This is a genomic window from Streptomyces kaniharaensis (assembly GCF_009569385.1).
Lineage (GTDB): Bacteria > Actinomycetota > Actinomycetes > Streptomycetales > Streptomycetaceae > Kitasatospora > Kitasatospora kaniharaensis.
Genome location: NZ_WBOF01000001.1, coordinates 450,503 through 467,412, shown reverse-complemented (window position 1 = coordinate 467,412; position 16,910 = coordinate 450,503). Strand labels below are relative to the sequence as shown.

Here is a 16,910-nt window from a genome sequence, read left to right as displayed (position 1 = left end):
TTCGGAGGAGCGGGTATCGGAGCCGGGTTCAGCGGCAGAGGGCGGCGGCGCCGATCAGGCCCGCGTCGGTGCCGAGTTGGGCTCGGCGGACGTCGAGGCGGCGGACGTACGGAAGCACGGCGTACGCGTCGAGGTGGCGGGCGAGCGGGGCGAACAGCACGTCGCCGGCGGTCGCGACACCGCCGCCGATCACCACCCGATCGAGGTCGACCAGTGCGGCGGTGGCGGCGATGCCGGCGGCCAGGGCCTGCGCCGCGCGGTCGAAGGACGTGAGGGCGATCGGGTCGCCCGCCTCGGCGTCGGCGGCGACGGCGCGGGCCGAGCGGTCCTCCCCGGACGGGCGCCAGCCCTCGGCGAGGGCGCGGCGGGCGATCGCGGTGCCGCTCGCGATGCCCTCCAGGCAGCCGCGCGAACCGCACGGGCAGGCCTCGCCGTCCAGGTCGACGGTGATGTGGCCGAGGTGCCCGGCGTTGCCGCTCGGGCCGGGACGAACCGCGCCGTCCAGGACGAGGCCGGCGCCGACGCCCGTCGACACCACCAGGCACAGCGCGTTGTCGGCGCCCCGCGCGGCACCCCGCCAGTGCTCGGCGGCGGCCATCGCGACACCGTCCCCGGCGAGGTGCACCTTCAGCCCGCGGGCGGCGAGCGCCGTGTGCGCGGCGACCTCGGCGACCAGCGGGAAGCCGCGCCAGCCGGGGATGTTGACCGGGCTCACGGCGCCCCGGGCGAGGTCCACCGGGCCGGCGCTGCCGATCCCGACGGCGCGCACGGCGGCCCAGTCGGGCGAACCGGCCAGCCGGTCCAGCACCTGGCGGACGACGGCGATCACGGCCTCGCCGGACTCCTGGGCGGGGGTGGGCAGTTGCAGCCGGTGCCGGAGCCCGCCGCGCTCGTCGACCAGCGCCCCGGCGATCTTCGTTCCGCCTATGTCGACGGCGGCGAACAGCGGGGCGGCGGCGGACGCGGTGGTGACGGTCATCGCGGACGGCTCCAGGCAGGGGCGGACGGCAGCGGCCCCGGCCGGGGTGGTGGGGCGCCGATCAGCGTAGTGGGATGGGCCGGGGCTGGGGCGACGGCGGTGGCGCCTCGCTCTCCCCGCGAGGCGCCACGGGGCGGTCAGCCCGCCGTCGTCAGGCGCAGCGTGACCAGTTCGAACGGCCGGAGCGCCAGCTCCACCCCGCCGTCCACCACGGCCACCTCGCCGCGTGTGCCGTCCCACGGCCGCTCCAGCAGATCGCAGGGCTCCGCCCCGGCCAGCGGGAACGACGTGGCGAGGCGGCCGCGGGCGCGCCCGCCGCCGGCCTCGTAGACGCGGACGACCAGATCCCCGCTCCGGTCGTCGGCGAGCTTGACCGCGCTCACCACGATCGCGTCGTTGTCCATCGACACCAACGGCGCCACGTCGGCGACCGTGCCGGTGATCCGGCGCTCGGGCAGGCCGATGCGGTAGCCCTCGCGGACGGCGTCGCCGATGGCCGCGCCGGGCACGAGGGCGTGGTGGAAGCGGTGCAGGCCCTGGTCGGTCCTGGGGTCGGGGAAGCGGGGTGCGCGCAGCAGCGAGAAGCGGACAGTGGTGGTCGTGCCGCCGTCGGTGCCGCGCACGGTGCGGGTGACGTCGTGCCCGTAGGTGGAGGCGGTGACGAGGGCGACGCCCCAGCCGGGTTCGTCGAGGTGGACGAAGCGGTGGTTGCAGGCCTCGAACTTGGCGGCCTCCCAGCTGGTGTTGGTGTGGGTGGGGCGGTGGAGGTGGCCGAACTGGGTCTCGGCGGCGTAGCGCTCGGTGTGGATGTCGAGCGGGAAGGCGGCCTTGAGGAACTTCTCGGTCTCGTGCCAGTCGACCTCGGTGTCGATGTCGAGCCGCTGCTCGCCTGCGCGCAGGGTGAGCGTCTGGACGACGGTGGACGATCCGAAGGAACGCGCCACCCGGACCGCGACCCGATCGGCGTCCGAGGCGGCGACGGTGAGCGAGTCGAGCCCCACCAGATCGGTGACGGTGTTCCGGTAGAACCGGTCGACGTCCCAGGCGTCCCACATGTTGGGGAAGTCGGGGTGGATCTGGAGCAGGTTGGCACGCGCGCCCGGAGCGACGGTCTCCCGCCCGCTCGCGACGTCGACGACCGACACCACCAGCCCGTCGCCGTCCACCACCACGTCCAGCAGGCCGTTGCGCAGGACGAACCCGCCCTCTGCCCGCGCCGTCACCGAGCAGCCCCCGGCGGGTGTCCCGGCGACCGCCGCCCCGCCCGCCGGAACGGCCGACCGCGCGTGTGGCGCCGCGTTGAACACCAGCTCGCGCCCGCCCGCGGCGTCCCCGGCGAGGGCCTGCTGGGCGCGCCCGATGAGCGCCTCCAGCTCCTCGGCGATCGCCGCGTACGTCGCCTCGGCCTCGCGGTGCACCCACGCGATGGACGAGCCGGGCAGGATGTCATGGAACTGGTGCAGCAGCACCGTCTTCCAGATCCGGTCCAGCTCCTCGTACGGGTACGCCGCACCCGTGCGCAACGCGGCGGTGGCGCACCAGAGTTCGGCCTCGCGTAGCAGGTTCTCGCTGCGCCGGTTGCCCTGCTTGGTCCTGGCCTGGCTGGTGAGCGTGGCCCGGTGGAGTTCGAGGTAGAGCTCGCCGACCCAGACCGGTGGGTTCGGGTACTCGGCCTCGGCCTTGGCGAAGAACTCGGCGGGCTTCTCCCAGTGGACGGTGGCCGAGCCCTCCAGGTCCTTCAGCCGGGCGGCCTTGGCGACCATCTCACGGGTGGTGCCACCACCGCCGTCGCCCCAGCCGGTCGGGGCGAGCGAGCGCCGGGCGACTCCCTTGTCCTTGAAGTTCCTTGCCGCGTGTGCGATTTCGCTGCCCTTCATGGAGCAGTTGTAGGTGTCCACGGGCGGGAAGTGGGTGAAGACGCGCGTCCCGTCGATGCCCTCCCAGAGGAAGGTGTGGTGCGGGAACCTGTTGACCTGGCTCCACGAGATCTTCTGCGTCAGCAGCCACCGGGAGCCCGCGTTGTGGATGATCTGCGGCAGGCCGCCGGCGAAGCCGAAGGTGTCGGGCAGCCAGGCCTCGTGGTTCTCGATCCCGAACTCGTCGAGGAAGAACCGTTTGCCGTACACGAACTGACGGGCCATCGCCTCCGAACCCGGCATGTTGGTGTCGGACTCGACCCACATGCCGCCGGCCGGCACGAACCGCCCGTCGGCCACCGCCTTCCGCACCCGTGCGTACACCTCGGGGCGGTACTCCTTGATCCAGGCGTACTGCTGCGCCTGGGACATGGTGTAGACGAACTCCGGCTCGTCCTCCAGCAGCGCGGTCATGTTGGCGGTGGTGCGGGCCACCTTGCGGACGGTCTCGCGCAGCGGCCAGAGCCAGGCCGAGTCGATGTGTGCGTGGCCGACCGCGCTGATCCGGTGCGCGGACGGCGTGGCAGGCGCGGCCAGTACTCCGGCCAGTTCCGAGCGGGCGGCTGCGGCGGATCCGTTGACGTCCTGGAGGTCGACGGCGTCGAGCGCCCGTTCGACGGCGCGCAGGATCTCCCAGCGGCGGGCGCCGTCGACCGGCAGCTCGGCCATCAGCTCGCCGAGCACCTCCAGATCGATCGCGAGCTGCCACACCGTCTCGTCGAAGACGGCGAGGTCCATCCGGGCGAGCCGGTACTGCGGCGCCTCGCCGGCCGTGTCCCGATCGCCCAACTCGGTGGGCAGGAAGGGGTGGTAGTCCAGGATGACCGGGTTGGACGCCGCCTCGACGTGCAGCAGCACCTGCTCGCCGCCGGCCGCGGGCGCGGCGATCCGCACCCACTGGTTGCGCGGGTTCAGGCCCTTCACCGGGGTGCCGTCGGGGCGGTAGACCAGGCCCTCGCACTGGAAGCCCGGCATGTTGGCGTCGAAGCCGAGGTCGATCAGCGCCTCGACCGTCCGCCCGGCCCACGCCTCGGGCACGGTCCCGGAGACGGTGAGCCAGCTGGTGCCCCACGGCGCGCCCCACGCGTCACCGACCGCGACGGGGGTGCGCGGCGCGGCCAGGCCCTCGGCGACGGGGACGGGCTCGCCGGGCGCCGTCCAGATGCCGACCTTCAGCGGGACGGACTCGGGGTGGACGGCCGGGCGGATGCGCTCGTCGAGGACGCGCCTGAGGCGGGACTCGACGAGGGTGCGGTCATCGTGCATGTCAGCAGGCTCCGTTGCGTGGCTGGCGGATGTGAACGGCTGTACACGGCTTTACGCGGCTGGGGAGAACGCACGGAGAACGTACGTCTAGAGAGAACGTACGTCGTGCGGGTGGACCACCTCGGTGATTCCGCGCGCGGCCAGGTGTGCCCGGTCCTCGGCGCGTTCGGCGAGGACGGTGGTCGGGCGGGCGCCGGCCTCGGTGAGGCGCATGAACGCCTCGAACACGGCGCCGCCCGGCCCGCAGACCGAGCGCTTCGGGGCCGCCACCTCGTCGCCGGTGGCCACGACCACGGCCGTGGTGCGCGGCCGCGGCGGCTGCCAGCCGTTGCGCGCCTCGGCGACGGCCTCGGCGAGGCGGGCACCGGCCGGCTTGACCGCGCGGTCGGTGGTCAACAGGCCCAGGCCGTATTCGAGTTCGGGGAAGTCGGCGAGGGTGCGGTCCACGTCGTGCGAGCACCACCAGGTGACGCCCCACAGGCCGGGGCAGTCCAGGACGGCCGCGACGGTGGCAGCGGTGAAGCGGGCGGCGTCCTCGGCGGTGATGTGCGGGGCGGGGGCGCCGACCTCCTGGAGCCAGACCGGGCGGGCCGGGTCGTCCGCCCAGGCCTTGGCGAGCTCGACCAGGTAGGCGGCGTGCTGCGCGGTCGCGGTGGAGGCGGCGCCGTAGCGCTGGGCGGTGCCGTTGAAGACCCAGGAGTGCACGGCGGTGGCGGCGCCGATCCGGGCCGAGTGCCAGGGGGTGAACGGGTGGTCGTCGAGGTACCAGGCGGCGTCGTAGGAGGCGTGCAGGTGGAGCCGGCCGGGCGCGCCCTGTTCGCAGGCGGCGAGCATCCGGCGCAGCCAGGCGTCGGCCTGGCCGGGGGTGATCCGGTCGGGGTCGGGGTGCGGATCACCGGAGAACTGGTTGATCTCGTTGCCGACCGTCATGCCGAGGAAGTTGGGCCTCCCGCGCAGCGCCGCGGCGAGGGTGCGCAGGTAGGCGGCCTGGCCGTCGACGACGTCGGGATCGGTGAAGAGGTTGCGCCGGTGCCAGGTCCGGGTCCAGGAGGGCAGGAAGTCGAAGCTCGACAGGTGGCCCTGGAGGCCGTCCACCGCGACGTCGAGCCCGCGCTCGCCGGCCGCGTCGACGAGCGCGGCGAGCTGTTCGACGGCACGCGGGCGGATCAGCGTGCGGTTGGGCTGGAAGAGCGGCCAGAGCGGGAAGACGCGGACGTGGTCCAGGCCGAGTGCGGCGACGGAGTCGAGGTCGGCGCGGACGGCGTCGAGGTCGAAGTCGAGCCAGTGGTGGAACCAGCCCGAGGTGGGCGTGTAGTTGGCGCCGAAGCGGGGGCGCTGCGGGGCGGAGCCGGTCATGGGCGGGTGCTTCCTCGGCAGGGTCGGGGCGGACGGACGGCGGGCTAACCCTTGACGGCTCCCTCCTCGACGCCCTTGAAGAAGAAGCGCTGGCAGGCGGCGAACACGACGACGATCGGCAGGAAGGCGATCATGGTGCCGGCGGCGATCAGCCGGGGGTTCGCGGAGAACGTGCCGTTGAGGTACTGGAGCCCGACGGTGAGCGTGTACTTCTGCGGGTCGTTGAGCACGATCAGCGGCCAGAGGAAGTCGTCCCAGGCGCCGATGAAGGTGAAGATGGCGATCACGCTGAGCATGCCGCGCACGTTCGGCAGTCCGACGTGCCAGAGCCGCTGCCACACGGTGGCGCCGTCGACGAGGGCGGACTGGTCGAGTTCGACGGGGACGGCGGCGAAGGCGGTGCGCATCAGCAGGACGTTGAGCATGGCGAGCGCGCCGGGCAGGGCGACGCCGGCCAGGCTGTCGGCGAGGCCGAGGCTGCGCACCAGCACGTACTGGGAGACGATGGTCACCTCGCCGGGGAGCACGAGGGTGGCGAGGAAGAGGCCGAGGACGAGCCTGGCACCGCGGAAGCGCAGCCGGGCCAGGGCGTAGCCGGCCAGTGTGCAGCCGATGACGTTGCCGGCGATGCAGACCGCGGCGACGGTCAGGGAGTTGAGGGCGTAGGTCCAGACCGGGATGGTGTCGGCGACCTTCGCGTAGTTGGAGAAGGTGAGGTCCTCGGGGAGGAAGGCCGGGGTGCGGGTGTAGACGTCCTCGCCCGGGCCCTTGAGGGAGGTGGACAGCTGCCACAGGAACGGGCCGATGACGAGGAGGAGGACGAGGACGAGCAGCAGGTAGCGCAGGGCGGTCCCGGCGGGGGAGGGGGTGTTGAGGCCGCGGGAGCCCCGGGACGTTCGGGAGCCCTGTGATCTTCGGGTGTCCGGGGAGCGGCGCGTGGTCACGGGCTCAGGCCGCCTTTCGGTTCAGCCGCATCAGGAGCAGCATCGGGCCGAGGGTGATGGCGAACAGCATCAGGCTGAGCGCGGAGGCGTAGCCGAGGTGGCCGGTGAAGCCGCGGCTGTACATCTGGATCAGCATCACCACGGACATGTCCCGGCCGCCGGGGCCGCCCTGGCCGTTGGAGAGCACGTACAGCTCGGAGAAGACGCGCAGGGCGCTGACCGAGATGAGGACGGAGACCAGCATCATGGTCGGCCGCACCCCCGGGAGGGTGACGTGCCGGAACCGGCGGAAGGGGCCGGCACCGTCGACGGCCGCGGCCTCGTGCAGTTCGCGCGGCACGTTGGCGAGGGCGGACAGGTAGATGACCATGTAGTAGCCGAGGCCCTTCCAGACGGTCAGGGCGATCGCGCTGAGGAGGAGCAGCCAGCGGTCGGTGAGGAACGAGACCGGGGAGTCGGCCAGCCCGCTCCGCTGGAGCAGGCCGTTGACCAGACCGCGGTCGTCCAGCACCCAGCCCCAGATCAGCGCCACCACGACGGCGGAGGCGATGACCGGGGTGTAGAACGCGGTGCGGAAGAAGGTGAGGCCGGGGATCTTCCGCTGGACGAGCAGGGCGAGCAGCAGCGGCAGGAAGGTCAGCAGGGGGAGGCAGACCAGCATGAAGACGACGCTGTTGAGCAGGGCGTCGGCGAGCTGTTCGTCGTCGAGGATCCGCCCGTAGTTCTCCAGGCCGGTGAACTGCCCGCCATCCAGCGGCTTGGCGTTGGTGAAGGACAGGATCACGGTGTTGACGGCCGGCCAGAGGTTGAAGACGGCCAGCCAGACCATCGCGGGCCCGGCGAGCAGCCAGGGGGTGAACCAACGCCGGTGGGTCATGCTGCTGCCCTCCTGGGGCGGCGGGTTCCGGGGGCCGGTGCCCGGGCGTCCGCCGCTCGGCCGGTACGGTCCTCGGCGCGGCTGCTCAGCCCTTGAGCAGCTTGTTGCACTGCTCGACGGCGGAGTCCAGCGCCTGCCTGGAGCTCGTGTCGCCGCTGATGGCCAGGGCGATCTGCTGGTTGATCACCGTGCTCATCGCGTCGTCGATCTGGACGGGCTGGATGATCTTCGCCTTGGCCAGGGAGTTGAAGGCGATCACCTTGGCGTCGCCGGCGTTGGTGCCGTCGCTGCGGCTGAAGAACGGGTCGTCGGCGGAGGCCTTGGTGGACGGGAAGACGCTGGTCAGGTGGGACAGCGCGGCCTGGTTCTCGGCGTTGGTGACCCAGCGGGCGAGGGCGACGGCGGCTGCGGGGTTCTTCGTGCTCTTCGGGATGGACACGCCCTGGACGTACAGCGGCGGGATGTTCATCGCGGGGGAGGGGACGACCTTCGGGGCGAGTGTCGGATTGTCGGTGGCGAGGCCGGTGATGTAGTTGGCGCCGGCGGTCGTCCAGGCGGCGGTGCCGGAGTTGAAGAGCTTGGAGTTGCCGGCGTAGGTGTTGGTCAGGACGTCCTTGGGGAGCAGGCCCTCCTTGAAGGCGTCGCGGTACTTGTCGAGCAGCGCGGCGGCCTCGGGGGTGTTGAAGGTGAAGGACCGGCCGTCGTCGGCCATGATCCTCACGCCGGCGTTGTAGAGGTCGCCGATGCCGGGCTTGCGGCTCATCAGGTAGGTTCGGCCGCCGGACCTCTCCTTCATCACCCGGGCCTGGGCGATGAGGTCGTCGAGGGTGGCGGGGAGCTTCTTCGGGTCCAGGCCGTACGTGGTGAGGAGCTCCGAACTCCAGTAGTTCACATCGGTGTTGAGGTACCAGGGGTAGCCGTAGGTGCCGTCCTGGCCGGCGAAGCGGTAGGCGTCGACGCCGCCCGCGACGTACTCGTCGGCGAGCTTCGGATCGGCCTTGGCGGCGTCCAGCAGGAGGCCTTTCCTGGCCAGCGGGAGGGCGAAGTCGGGTGGGAGGTTGACCACGTCGGGGAGGGTGCCGGCGGCGGCCTGGCTGAGGACCTTGTCGGAGTAGCCCTCGCCGGGCTGGTCGAGCCACTCGACCTCGACGCCGGGGTACTTCTTCCTGAAGCCGTCGATCACGCCCTGCACGTAGTCGGTGAACTTCGGCTTGAGCGCCCAGGTCTGTAACGAGACCTTGCCCTTGACCTCGCCGGTGGCGGCCGCGGAGGCCACGCTGTCGCTGCTCTTGCTGTCGCCGGAGCCGAGTCCGCAGCCGGTGAGTGCGGCGGCGGTGACCGCCGTCGCCGTAAGTGCCGCCCGGATTCTTCGCATGAGGGTCTCCCGGTCCAGAGGTGGGTGGGGATGGTGCTCAGGGGCGCTCAGGGGGGTGCTCAGGGGGTGCTCAGGGGGGTGCTCAGGCAGTGTTCAACGGTGCTCGGAGGTGCGATTGTGCCGAGATCGGAGCCTGGCTGTACTAAACCGGTCTAGCTGCCTCAGGGACTATGCTCCGGCCTAAACTTGGCTGTCAAGAGAGGGGTCGGATGCCGTGGGCAGACCGACGATCGCCGACATCGCCCGTCAGGCCGGTGTCTCCAAGGGTGCGGTGTCCTTCGCGCTCAACGGCCGACCCGGGGTCAGCGAGGCGACCAGGGCGCGGATCCTGCGGGTCGCGGAGGAGATGAAGTGGCGTCCGCACAGCGCCGCCCGCGCCCTCGGCGGCGCCCGGGCCGACGCCGTCGGCCTGGTGATCGCGCGCCCGGCCCGCACCATCGGGGTCGAGCCGTTCTTCGGCCAGCTGCTCTCCGGCCTCCAAGCGGTGCTCTCGGCCGGGTCCGTCGCGCTGCACCTGATGGTCGTCGAGGACACCGCCGCCGAGATCGACGTCTACCGGCGCTGGGCCTCCGAACACCGGGTGGACGGATTCATCGTCGTCGACCTCCAGACCCGCGACCCGCGGCTGCCGGCGCTGGACGAACTCGGGCTGCCCGCGGTCGTCCTGGGCGGACCCGGCAAGGGCGCCGGGCCGCTGCGGATCTGGGCCGACGACCGGGAGGCGATGCTCTCGATCGTCGACTACCTGGCCGCCATCGGGCACCGCCGGATCGCCCACCTGGCCGGGCTGCCGCACTTCCAGCACACCCAGCGGCGGATCCGCGCGGTGCGCGACGCCTCGCGCCGGCTCGGGCTGGAGGAGGCCGTCTCGGTGCCGACCGACTTCAGCGACGCCGAGGGGGCCGCCGCCACCCGCACCCTGCTCTCGCGGACCAGGCGACCCACCGCGATCGTCTACGACAGCGACGTGATGGCCGTGGCCGGGCTGGGCGTGGCGGGGGAGATGGGCGTCGCGGTGCCCGGCGATCTGTCGATCGTCTCCTTCGACGACTCGGTGCTCGCCCGGATCGTCCACCCGCCGCTGACCGCGCTCAGCCGGGACACCTTCGCGCTCGGCGAGCAGGTGGCGCGCACCCTGCTGGCGGTGGTGGATGAGGCCGGGCCAGGGCGCGATCTGCAGATGCCGACGCCGCGTCTGACCGTGCGGGAGTCGACGGCGCCGCCGGCCGCCGCGTCCCCCGCCGGGGTGGTTGCTGCGCGAGTCATTGACACTGCTTCTTAACCGATTTAGCCTCGCTGCGCCGAGGGGGCCCGGCCCTTGCGTCCTGCGCGCCCCCTCACCGAGTACCTCCCTCCGAGTACTTCTCATCTCCGAGTACCTCTCTTCGAGCACGTCCGACGAGCACCACGAGCACCGCCACGCCCGCATGCACCCGGGCCCGCCCGTGCCGGTGGGCCACCCCACCCTCCGCCGCTCGATCGGAGCCACCGCATGTCACGACGTCTCCCCCTGCTGCTCAGCGCCGTGCTCGCGACCGCGGCGCTGGCCGCCGTACCCGCCGCGCACGCCGACCCGCACGCCGAGCCGTCCGCCAGGTTCGCCGCGCCCGCACCGGCCGCCACCGCCGCCGGCAACCAGCCCTACGCCTCGTACTGGTACCCCAGCACCATCCTCGCCTGGGACCCGGCCACCGATCCCGACGCCCGCTTCAACCGCTCCCGCGTCCCGCTCCAGCCGCGCACCAGCGACCCCGCGCTCAGAGCCAACCCCAACGCCCGTGCGGGCGAAGGGAAGATCGCCTCCTTGGTCTCCTTCGGCCCCACCTCCAACAACCCGTCCCAGGGCTCCGCCGACCCCAACTACTACGCCTTCGGCTACTGGCAGTACGTCGACAAGCTGGTGTTCTGGGGCGGCTCGGCCGGCGAGGGCCTGATCCTCGCCCCCAACCCGACCGTCGTCGACGCCGCCCACCGCAACGGCGTCAAGGTCTACGGCACCGTCTTCTTCCCGCCCGGCGCCTACGGCGGCCGGATCGAGTGGGTGCGCGACTTCGTCCAGAAGTCCGGCAGCCGCTACCCCGTCGCCGACAAGCTCGTCCAGGCCGCCCGTTACTACGGCTTCGACGGCTGGTTCATCAACCAGGAGACGGGCGGCGGCGATTCGACCCTCGCCACCGAACTGCGCGACCTCATGCAGTACACCAAGGCGCAGGGCAGTACCGAGTTCATGTGGTACGACGCGATGACCACTACCGGCGCGGTGGGCTGGCAGAACGCACTCACCTCCGCCAACTCGCCCTATCTCCAGGACGGTTCGAAGCGGACATCGGACTCGATGTTCCTGAACTTCGGCTGGACGTCCACCGGTCTGGACTCCTCCCGCACACTGGCCCGACAGCTCGGCCGCAGCGAGTACGAGCTCTACTCCGGCATCGACACCGAGGCCAACGGCTACAACACGAGCGTCGACTGGAACACCCTGTTCCCGCCCGGGCAGCCGCACACCACCTCGCTCGGCCTCTACCGGCCCGAGTGGACGTGGAAGTCCGCCACCGACCGCGCCGACTTCTACGCGAAGGATGCCCGCTACTGGGTCGGCGCCAACGGCGACCCGTCCAACACCAACCGCTCCGACAGCTGGCCGGGCCTCGCCGGCTACGTCGCCGAGTCCTCGCCCGTCACAGCCAAGCCCTTCGTCACCAACTTCGGCACCGGACAAGGGGACTTCTACAACTCCGGTGGCACCCGGGTGGCCACCGGCGGCTGGAACAACCTGTCGCTCCAGGACGTCCCGCCCACCTACCGCTGGATGGTCGGCTCCGACGGCAGCAAGCTCACCCCGTCCGTCGACTTCACCGACGCCTACCAGGGCGGCTCCTCGCTGCGCCTCACCGGCACGCTGGACGCCACCAACACCGTGCGGCTGTACCAGACCAGCCTGCCGGTCGCGGCGGACACCCGGCTGTCCGTCGTGCTCAGGACCCCGGCCGCCGGGCCGACCAGGCTCAAGGCCGCGGTCTCCTTCACCGACGCGCCGAGCAGCTTCTCGACGCTCGACCTGGGCGCCAACTCCGGTACCGGGTGGGAACGGCACACCCTCGACCTGTCGCCCTACGAAGGCCGGACGATCGCCCAGATCGCCCTCCAGGCCGACGGCTCCGACCCCGCCTACGACATACGGATCGGCCAGATCGCCGTCTACGACGGCACGGTGGAGACACCGGACGCGCCCGACGGCCTCACCGTCCTCGGCGCGAGCGACATCGTGGCCGGCTCCAGCCAGTCCCTGCGGCTCTCCTGGATGGCCGCGCCCGGCGGCCACGTCCACCACTACGAGGTGTACCGGCGCAACGCCGACGGCACCCGCACCTTCCTCGGCGCGACCCCGAACGACGCCTACTTCGTGGGCCGGTTGGACCGCGCGGGCGGCGAGGACGGCACCACGCTCGACGTCGAGGCCGTCTCCACGACGTTCGGCCGCTCGGCCGCCGCGACCACTACGGTCTCGTGGACCGCGACGCCCCCGGTCGGCAACCTGGCCCTGAACCGCCTGGCCACGGCGTCCGGCCGGTGCAACGCCGACGAGGGCCCGGCCAAGGCCGTCAACGGCAGCGTGAGCGGGGGCACCAGCGACAAGTGGTGCACGCTCACCCGCGGCAAGTGGCTTGAGGTGGACCTCGGTTCGGCCCGTCAGCTGTCGAAGTTCGTGGTCAGGCACGCCTCCGCCGGTGGCGAGAGCGCGTCGTACAACACGCGTGACTTCTCGATCCGGGTCCGCTCGAACACCACCGATCCGTGGACCACGGTCGCGAACGTCACCGGCAACACGGCCGGCACCACGACCCACCCCGTGACCACCACGGCCCGCTACGTCAGGCTGGTCGTCACCAGGCCCACCCAGACCACCGACCCGGCCGCCCGCATCTACGAGTTCGAGGCCTGGGGCAGGTAGCCACCTCCCCGCGACGGAAAGGACCTCCCCCGTGCCGGTCACCATCACCGCCGTCGAGAGCACGGACCTCTTCACCGGCCCCGAGGACGCCCCGCGCCAGCTGCTGCGGGTGACCCTCGACGGGCCGGCCGCCCGGATCACCGTCACCGGCCCGGGCGTGCGCGGCGAGGCGGCCGGCACGGGGCTCGTCGAAGTCCCGTTGGAGATCACCGGGGCGTCGGTCGGTGATCAACTCCCGGTCACCGTAAGGGCCGACGAGGCCGAGGCGCAGGCCGTCGTCGAGGTCGCCGAACCCGGCTGGACGATGTTCCTCGTCCCGCACTTCCACTACGACCCGGTCTGGTGGAACACCCAGGCCGCGTACACCTCCCCCTGGGAGCTGCTCTCCGCCGACGCCACCACCCGGCCGCGGTGGGAGCGCAACGGCTTCGCGCTCGTCGACGCGCACCTGGACCTCGCGCTGCGCGACCCGGTGTACAGGTTCGTCCTCGCCGAAGTCGACTACCTGAAACCGTACTTCGACCAGCACCCCGAGCGGCGCGAGGCCCTGCGGCTGCTGCTGGAACGCGGCCAGGTCGAACTCGTCGGCGGCACGTACAACGAGCCCAGCACCAACCTCACCGGCGCCGAGACGACGATCCGCAACATCGTGTACGGCATCGGCTACCAGCGCGACATCCTCGGCGGCGACCCCCGAACCGCCTGGCAGCTCGACGTGTTCGGGCACGACCCGCAGTTCCCCGGCTACCTCGCCGCCGCCGGCCTCACCGGCAGCGCCTGGGCACGCGGACCGTTCCACCAGTGGGGCCCGATCCAGAAGAACTTCCGCGAGGCCAAGGACGACGCGCGGGTCATGCAGTTCCCGAGCGAGTTCGAGTGGATCGCCCCGAGCGGCGACGGCGTGCTCACCCACTACATGCCGCACCACTACTCGGCCGGCTGGTGGATGGACTCCTCCCCGGACCTCGCCACCGCCGAACAGGCGGTCCACGAGCTGTACCGCAAGCTCAAGCCCGTCGGCGCGACCAGGAACCTGCTGCTGCCGGTGGGCACGGACTACACCCCGCCGAACAGGTGGGTCACCGGAATCCACCGCTCCTGGGGCGCCAAGTACCTGTGGCCGCGGTTCGTCTGCGCCACCCCGCGCGACTTCCTCGACGCCGTCCGGGCCGAACTCGCCGCCACCAGCCGCCGGCCCAGCCCGCAGACCCGCGACATGAACCCGGTCTACACCGGCAAGGACGTCTCCTACATCGACACCAAGCAGGCGCAGCGGGCCGCCGAGGTCGCCGCGCTGGACGCGGAGCGGCTCGCCACCCTGGCGACCGTCCACGGGCTCGGCCGCTACCCGTCCGCCGCACTCGACAAGGTGTGGCGCCACCTCGCGTACGGAGCCCACCACGACGCGATCACCGGCTCCGAGTCCGACCAGGTGTACCTCGACCTGCTCGGCGGCTGGCGGGAGGCGCACGACCTGGCCACCGCCGTCCGGGACGCGGCGCTCGACGCGCTTTCGGCGCGGATCTCCACGGTGGGCGAGGGCTCGCCGGTCGTCGTCACCAACACGCTGTCCTTCGACCGGACCGACCTGGTTGCCGTCCGGCTGCCCCCGGGCGGTCGGGCCGTGCGGGTGCTGGACGACGCCGGTGCGGAGGTGCCGAGCGTCGTCGACCGGGGCACGCTGCGCTTCCTCGCCGCCGATGTGCCCGCGCTCGGCTGGCGCACCTGGCGGCTGGTGGAGGGCTCGCCGGCCGCCGCCTGGACGGCGGTCGAGGGGTGGACGATCGCCAACCGACGGTACCGGGTGAGCGCCGACCCCGCCCGGGGCGGCGGGCTGACCTCCGTCCACGATCTGCTGCACGAGCGGGAGTTGATCCAGGCCGGACGGATCGGCAACGAGCTGCGCGTCCACGAGGAGTACCCGCAGCACCCCGACTTCGGCGAGGGCCCGTGGCACCTCGTGCCCAAGGGGCCGGTCGTCGGCTCCGGATCCGCGCCCGCCGAGGTGCGGCGGGAGACCGGACCGCTCGGCGAGCGGCTGGTGATCGCCGGGACGGTCGACGAGATCCGCTACGAGCAGACGGTCACGCTGTGGCACGGCCTGGACCGGGTCGACTGCCGCACCCGGGTGATCGACCACTCCCGCGCGGACCGGCTGGTGCGGCTGCGGTTCCCGGTGGACCTCCCCGGCGCGCTGCCCGTCAGCGAGGTCGCGGGCGCCGTAGTCGGGCGCGGGTTCGCCCTGCCCGACGTCGACTCCGCCGAGGCGCCGTGGACCCTCGACAACCCGGCCAACACCTGGTTCGGCCTCGGCGCCACGGCGCGTGCGGTGCTCCGGGATCCGGCCGGATCGCCGCTCGGCGAACGGGCGTTGGGCGTGGCCGAGGTGGTCGTTCCGGGGCTCGACGACGCCGCGGACGTGCGTGACCTGGTCGTCGCGCTCGCCCGGGTCGGTGTCACGGCCACGACCTCCGGCGCCGACTGGTCCCGGTACGGGTGGCTGGAAGTGGACTCCAACCTGCCCGACTTCCGGATCGTCGTCGGCGGTCCGGAAACCAACGACGTGGCACGGGAGTTGATCGGCCGGGCGGGTGAGGAGTGTGCGAGTGTGCTCAAGGCGCACGGCGCTGTCTGGGTGCCCGCGCTCACCCGGCTCGCCGAGGTCTGGCAGCCCGGCGCCGACCTGCGGGACCTCCGGGCGCTGCCGGCACTGGTGGTCACGGACCCCGCGCCGCTGGTGGCCGACCTGGCGGACGCGCGCATCGAGGCCGTCTGCCCGTTCGGCTCCTCGTGTGAGCAACTCGCGGAGCACACCGTGGCGTTGCTCAACTTCGGCCTGCCCGGCTTCGCGGTGGACGCCACCGGCGCGCTGCACCTGTCGTTGATGCGCTCCTGCACCGGCTGGCCGTCCGGCGTCTGGATCGATCCGCCCCGGCGCACCCTGCCCGACGGCGCATCCTTCCAACTTCAGCACTGGACCCACGAGTTCGGCTACGCCCTGGTCGGAGGCGCGGGCGACTGGCGAGCCCAGACCCTGCCCGCCCGGGGCCAGGAGTTCAACCACCCCCTCCACGCACGGATCGTGCCGCCGCAGGACGGACCGCTGCCCGCCACGCTGTCCTGGCTGCGCGTCGAACCCCAGCGTGAGATCCTGCTCGGCGCGCTCAAGCCGGCCGGCAACCCGATCGCGCACGGTTCGGCGGCGGAGGTCGGACGCGAACTCGCCGTCCGGCTGGTCGAGTCGACGGGTTGCGGGCGGACGGCGGCACTCGGCGGGGCGCTGGGGCTGGGCGGTTTGCAGCACGCCGACCTGCTGGAGCGGCCGCTCGGTCCGGTGCGCGGGAGCCTCGACCTCGCCGGCTCGCAGACCGTCACCCTGCTCGCGACCCCCGGTGTGGGGGCTTCGGTGGACGGGCCGCCGCTCGGGCCCGTCGCGGAGGCGGCACAGCCCGTGTACTCCCGTTACTGGCTGCACAACCGGGGCCCGGCACCGCTCGGCTACCTGCCGGTGTCCGTGGGCGCCTCGCCCGGCCTGCTGCGGACGACGGGGGAACCGGTCGAGCTGTTCGTGGTGCTGTCCTCGCAGCTGCGGGACGCGGCGGTCGAGGGCACGGTCGTCATCCTGCCGCCCGACGGCTGGCGGACGAGCCTCGGCAGCCGCCCGTACCGCCTGGAGGCGGGCGGCCACCTGCGCTTCGCGGTCACCCTCACACCGTCCTCCGATGCGGAGCCCGGGCTGTACTTCGCCGCGGTCCGCCTCACCCACGACGGCCAGGAGATCGAGGACGTCGTGACGATCGCCGTCGGCGACCAGCCCGGCCTGCTGCCCGTTCCCGGGGACGCCCCCGAGGACTGGACGGCCGCCCAGGGCACCACGGCGACGGCCGGCCGGGACACCGGCCTGGACGTGGCGGTGTCCCGCGAAACCCTCCGCGTGACCCCTGGTGGCCGGACCACTTTTCGGCTGACGCTGACCAACCGCACCCGGGGCGAGATCCACGGCGAACTCCAACTCGTCTCCCCGTGGGGCACCTGGGAGGCGGTTGCGGCCCCGGTCCGAGGCTTCACCGTCGCGGCCGGCTCCTCCTCGACCGTCGACGTCGAGATCACCGCGCCCGAGGACACCGACCCCGGCACCTACTGGGCGCTGGCCAAGGTGATGTGGTTCGGCCGCTGCCAGTACACGCCGACGGTCGCGCTGGAGGTGCAGCCGTAACGGTCGAGGGCGGCCCGAATGTGCAGGCA

Annotated in this window: 9 protein-coding genes; 3 read left to right on the top strand and 6 right to left on the bottom strand. The window is 72.5% G+C overall.

Annotated elements, in window-relative coordinates; translation table 11 throughout:
- Positions 1–28 precede the first annotated feature (28 nt).
- From F7Q99_RS02030 to F7Q99_RS02005, 6 genes are all read right to left on the bottom strand, one after another.
- Positions 29–979 (bottom strand): ROK family protein, encoded by a 951-nt coding sequence (locus tag F7Q99_RS02030; RefSeq protein WP_153459799.1) that lies wholly within the window; start codon positions 977–979, stop codon positions 29–31.
- 137 nt (positions 980–1,116) lie between these two features.
- The gene (locus F7Q99_RS02025) at positions 1,117–4,161 is read right to left on the bottom strand and encodes an alpha-mannosidase (protein WP_153459798.1); all 3,045 of its coding nucleotides are present in this window, start codon (positions 4,159–4,161) and stop codon (positions 1,117–1,119) included.
- Between the two features lie 87 nt (positions 4,162–4,248).
- Entirely contained in the window at positions 4,249–5,517 is a 1,269-nt protein-coding gene (locus tag F7Q99_RS02020) for a glycoside hydrolase 5 family protein (RefSeq protein ID WP_153459797.1), read from the bottom strand.
- Between the two features lie 44 nt (positions 5,518–5,561).
- Positions 5,562–6,461 carry a carbohydrate ABC transporter permease gene (locus tag F7Q99_RS02015; RefSeq protein WP_407697729.1) on the bottom strand — a complete coding sequence of 300 codons (900 nt, stop codon included), beginning with the start codon at positions 6,459–6,461 and terminating at the stop codon, positions 5,562–5,564.
- Positions 6,462–6,465: 4 nt separating this feature from the next.
- On the bottom strand, positions 6,466–7,338 hold the full coding sequence (locus F7Q99_RS02010) for a carbohydrate ABC transporter permease (protein ID WP_153459796.1): 873 nt from the start codon (positions 7,336–7,338) through the stop codon (positions 6,466–6,468).
- 85 nt (positions 7,339–7,423) lie between these two features.
- Positions 7,424–8,713, bottom strand: a complete 1,290-nt coding sequence (locus tag F7Q99_RS02005; RefSeq protein ID WP_153459795.1) for an ABC transporter substrate-binding protein — start codon at positions 8,711–8,713, stop codon at positions 7,424–7,426.
- A gap of 214 nt (positions 8,714–8,927) precedes the next feature.
- On the opposite strand from F7Q99_RS02005, the gene F7Q99_RS02000 reads away from it, so the two are divergent.
- The 3 genes from F7Q99_RS02000 to F7Q99_RS01990 all read left to right on the top strand — a co-directional run bounded on the left by F7Q99_RS02000 (position 8,928) and on the right by F7Q99_RS01990 (position 16,881).
- Positions 8,928–9,995 (top strand): LacI family DNA-binding transcriptional regulator, encoded by a 1,068-nt coding sequence (locus tag F7Q99_RS02000; protein WP_326846158.1) that lies wholly within the window; start codon positions 8,928–8,930, stop codon positions 9,993–9,995.
- A gap of 210 nt (positions 9,996–10,205) precedes the next feature.
- Positions 10,206–12,665, top strand: coding sequence for an endo-beta-N-acetylglucosaminidase (locus F7Q99_RS01995; protein WP_153459793.1), 2,460 nt, complete (start codon positions 10,206–10,208; stop codon positions 12,663–12,665).
- A 31-nt stretch (positions 12,666–12,696) separates the two neighbouring features.
- Positions 12,697–16,881, top strand: a complete 4,185-nt coding sequence (locus F7Q99_RS01990; protein ID WP_326846157.1) for a glycoside hydrolase family 38 N-terminal domain-containing protein — start codon at positions 12,697–12,699, stop codon at positions 16,879–16,881.
- The last annotated feature ends 29 nt before the right edge of the window (positions 16,882–16,910 follow it).

Coding starts and splice junctions, on each gene's coding strand:
- F7Q99_RS02030 (WP_153459799.1), bottom strand. CDS start 979: ATGACCGTCACCACCGCGTCCGCCGCCGCCCCGCTGTTCGCCGCCGTC.
- F7Q99_RS02025 (WP_153459798.1), bottom strand. CDS start 4,161: ATGCACGATGACCGCACCCTCGTCGAGTCCCGCCTCAGGCGCGTCCTC.
- F7Q99_RS02020 (WP_153459797.1), bottom strand. CDS start 5,517: ATGACCGGCTCCGCCCCGCAGCGCCCCCGCTTCGGCGCCAACTACACG.
- F7Q99_RS02010 (WP_153459796.1), bottom strand. CDS start 7,338: ATGACCCACCGGCGTTGGTTCACCCCCTGGCTGCTCGCCGGGCCCGCG.
- F7Q99_RS02005 (WP_153459795.1), bottom strand. CDS start 8,713: ATGCGAAGAATCCGGGCGGCACTTACGGCGACGGCGGTCACCGCCGCC.
- F7Q99_RS01995 (WP_153459793.1), top strand. CDS start 10,206: ATGTCACGACGTCTCCCCCTGCTGCTCAGCGCCGTGCTCGCGACCGCG.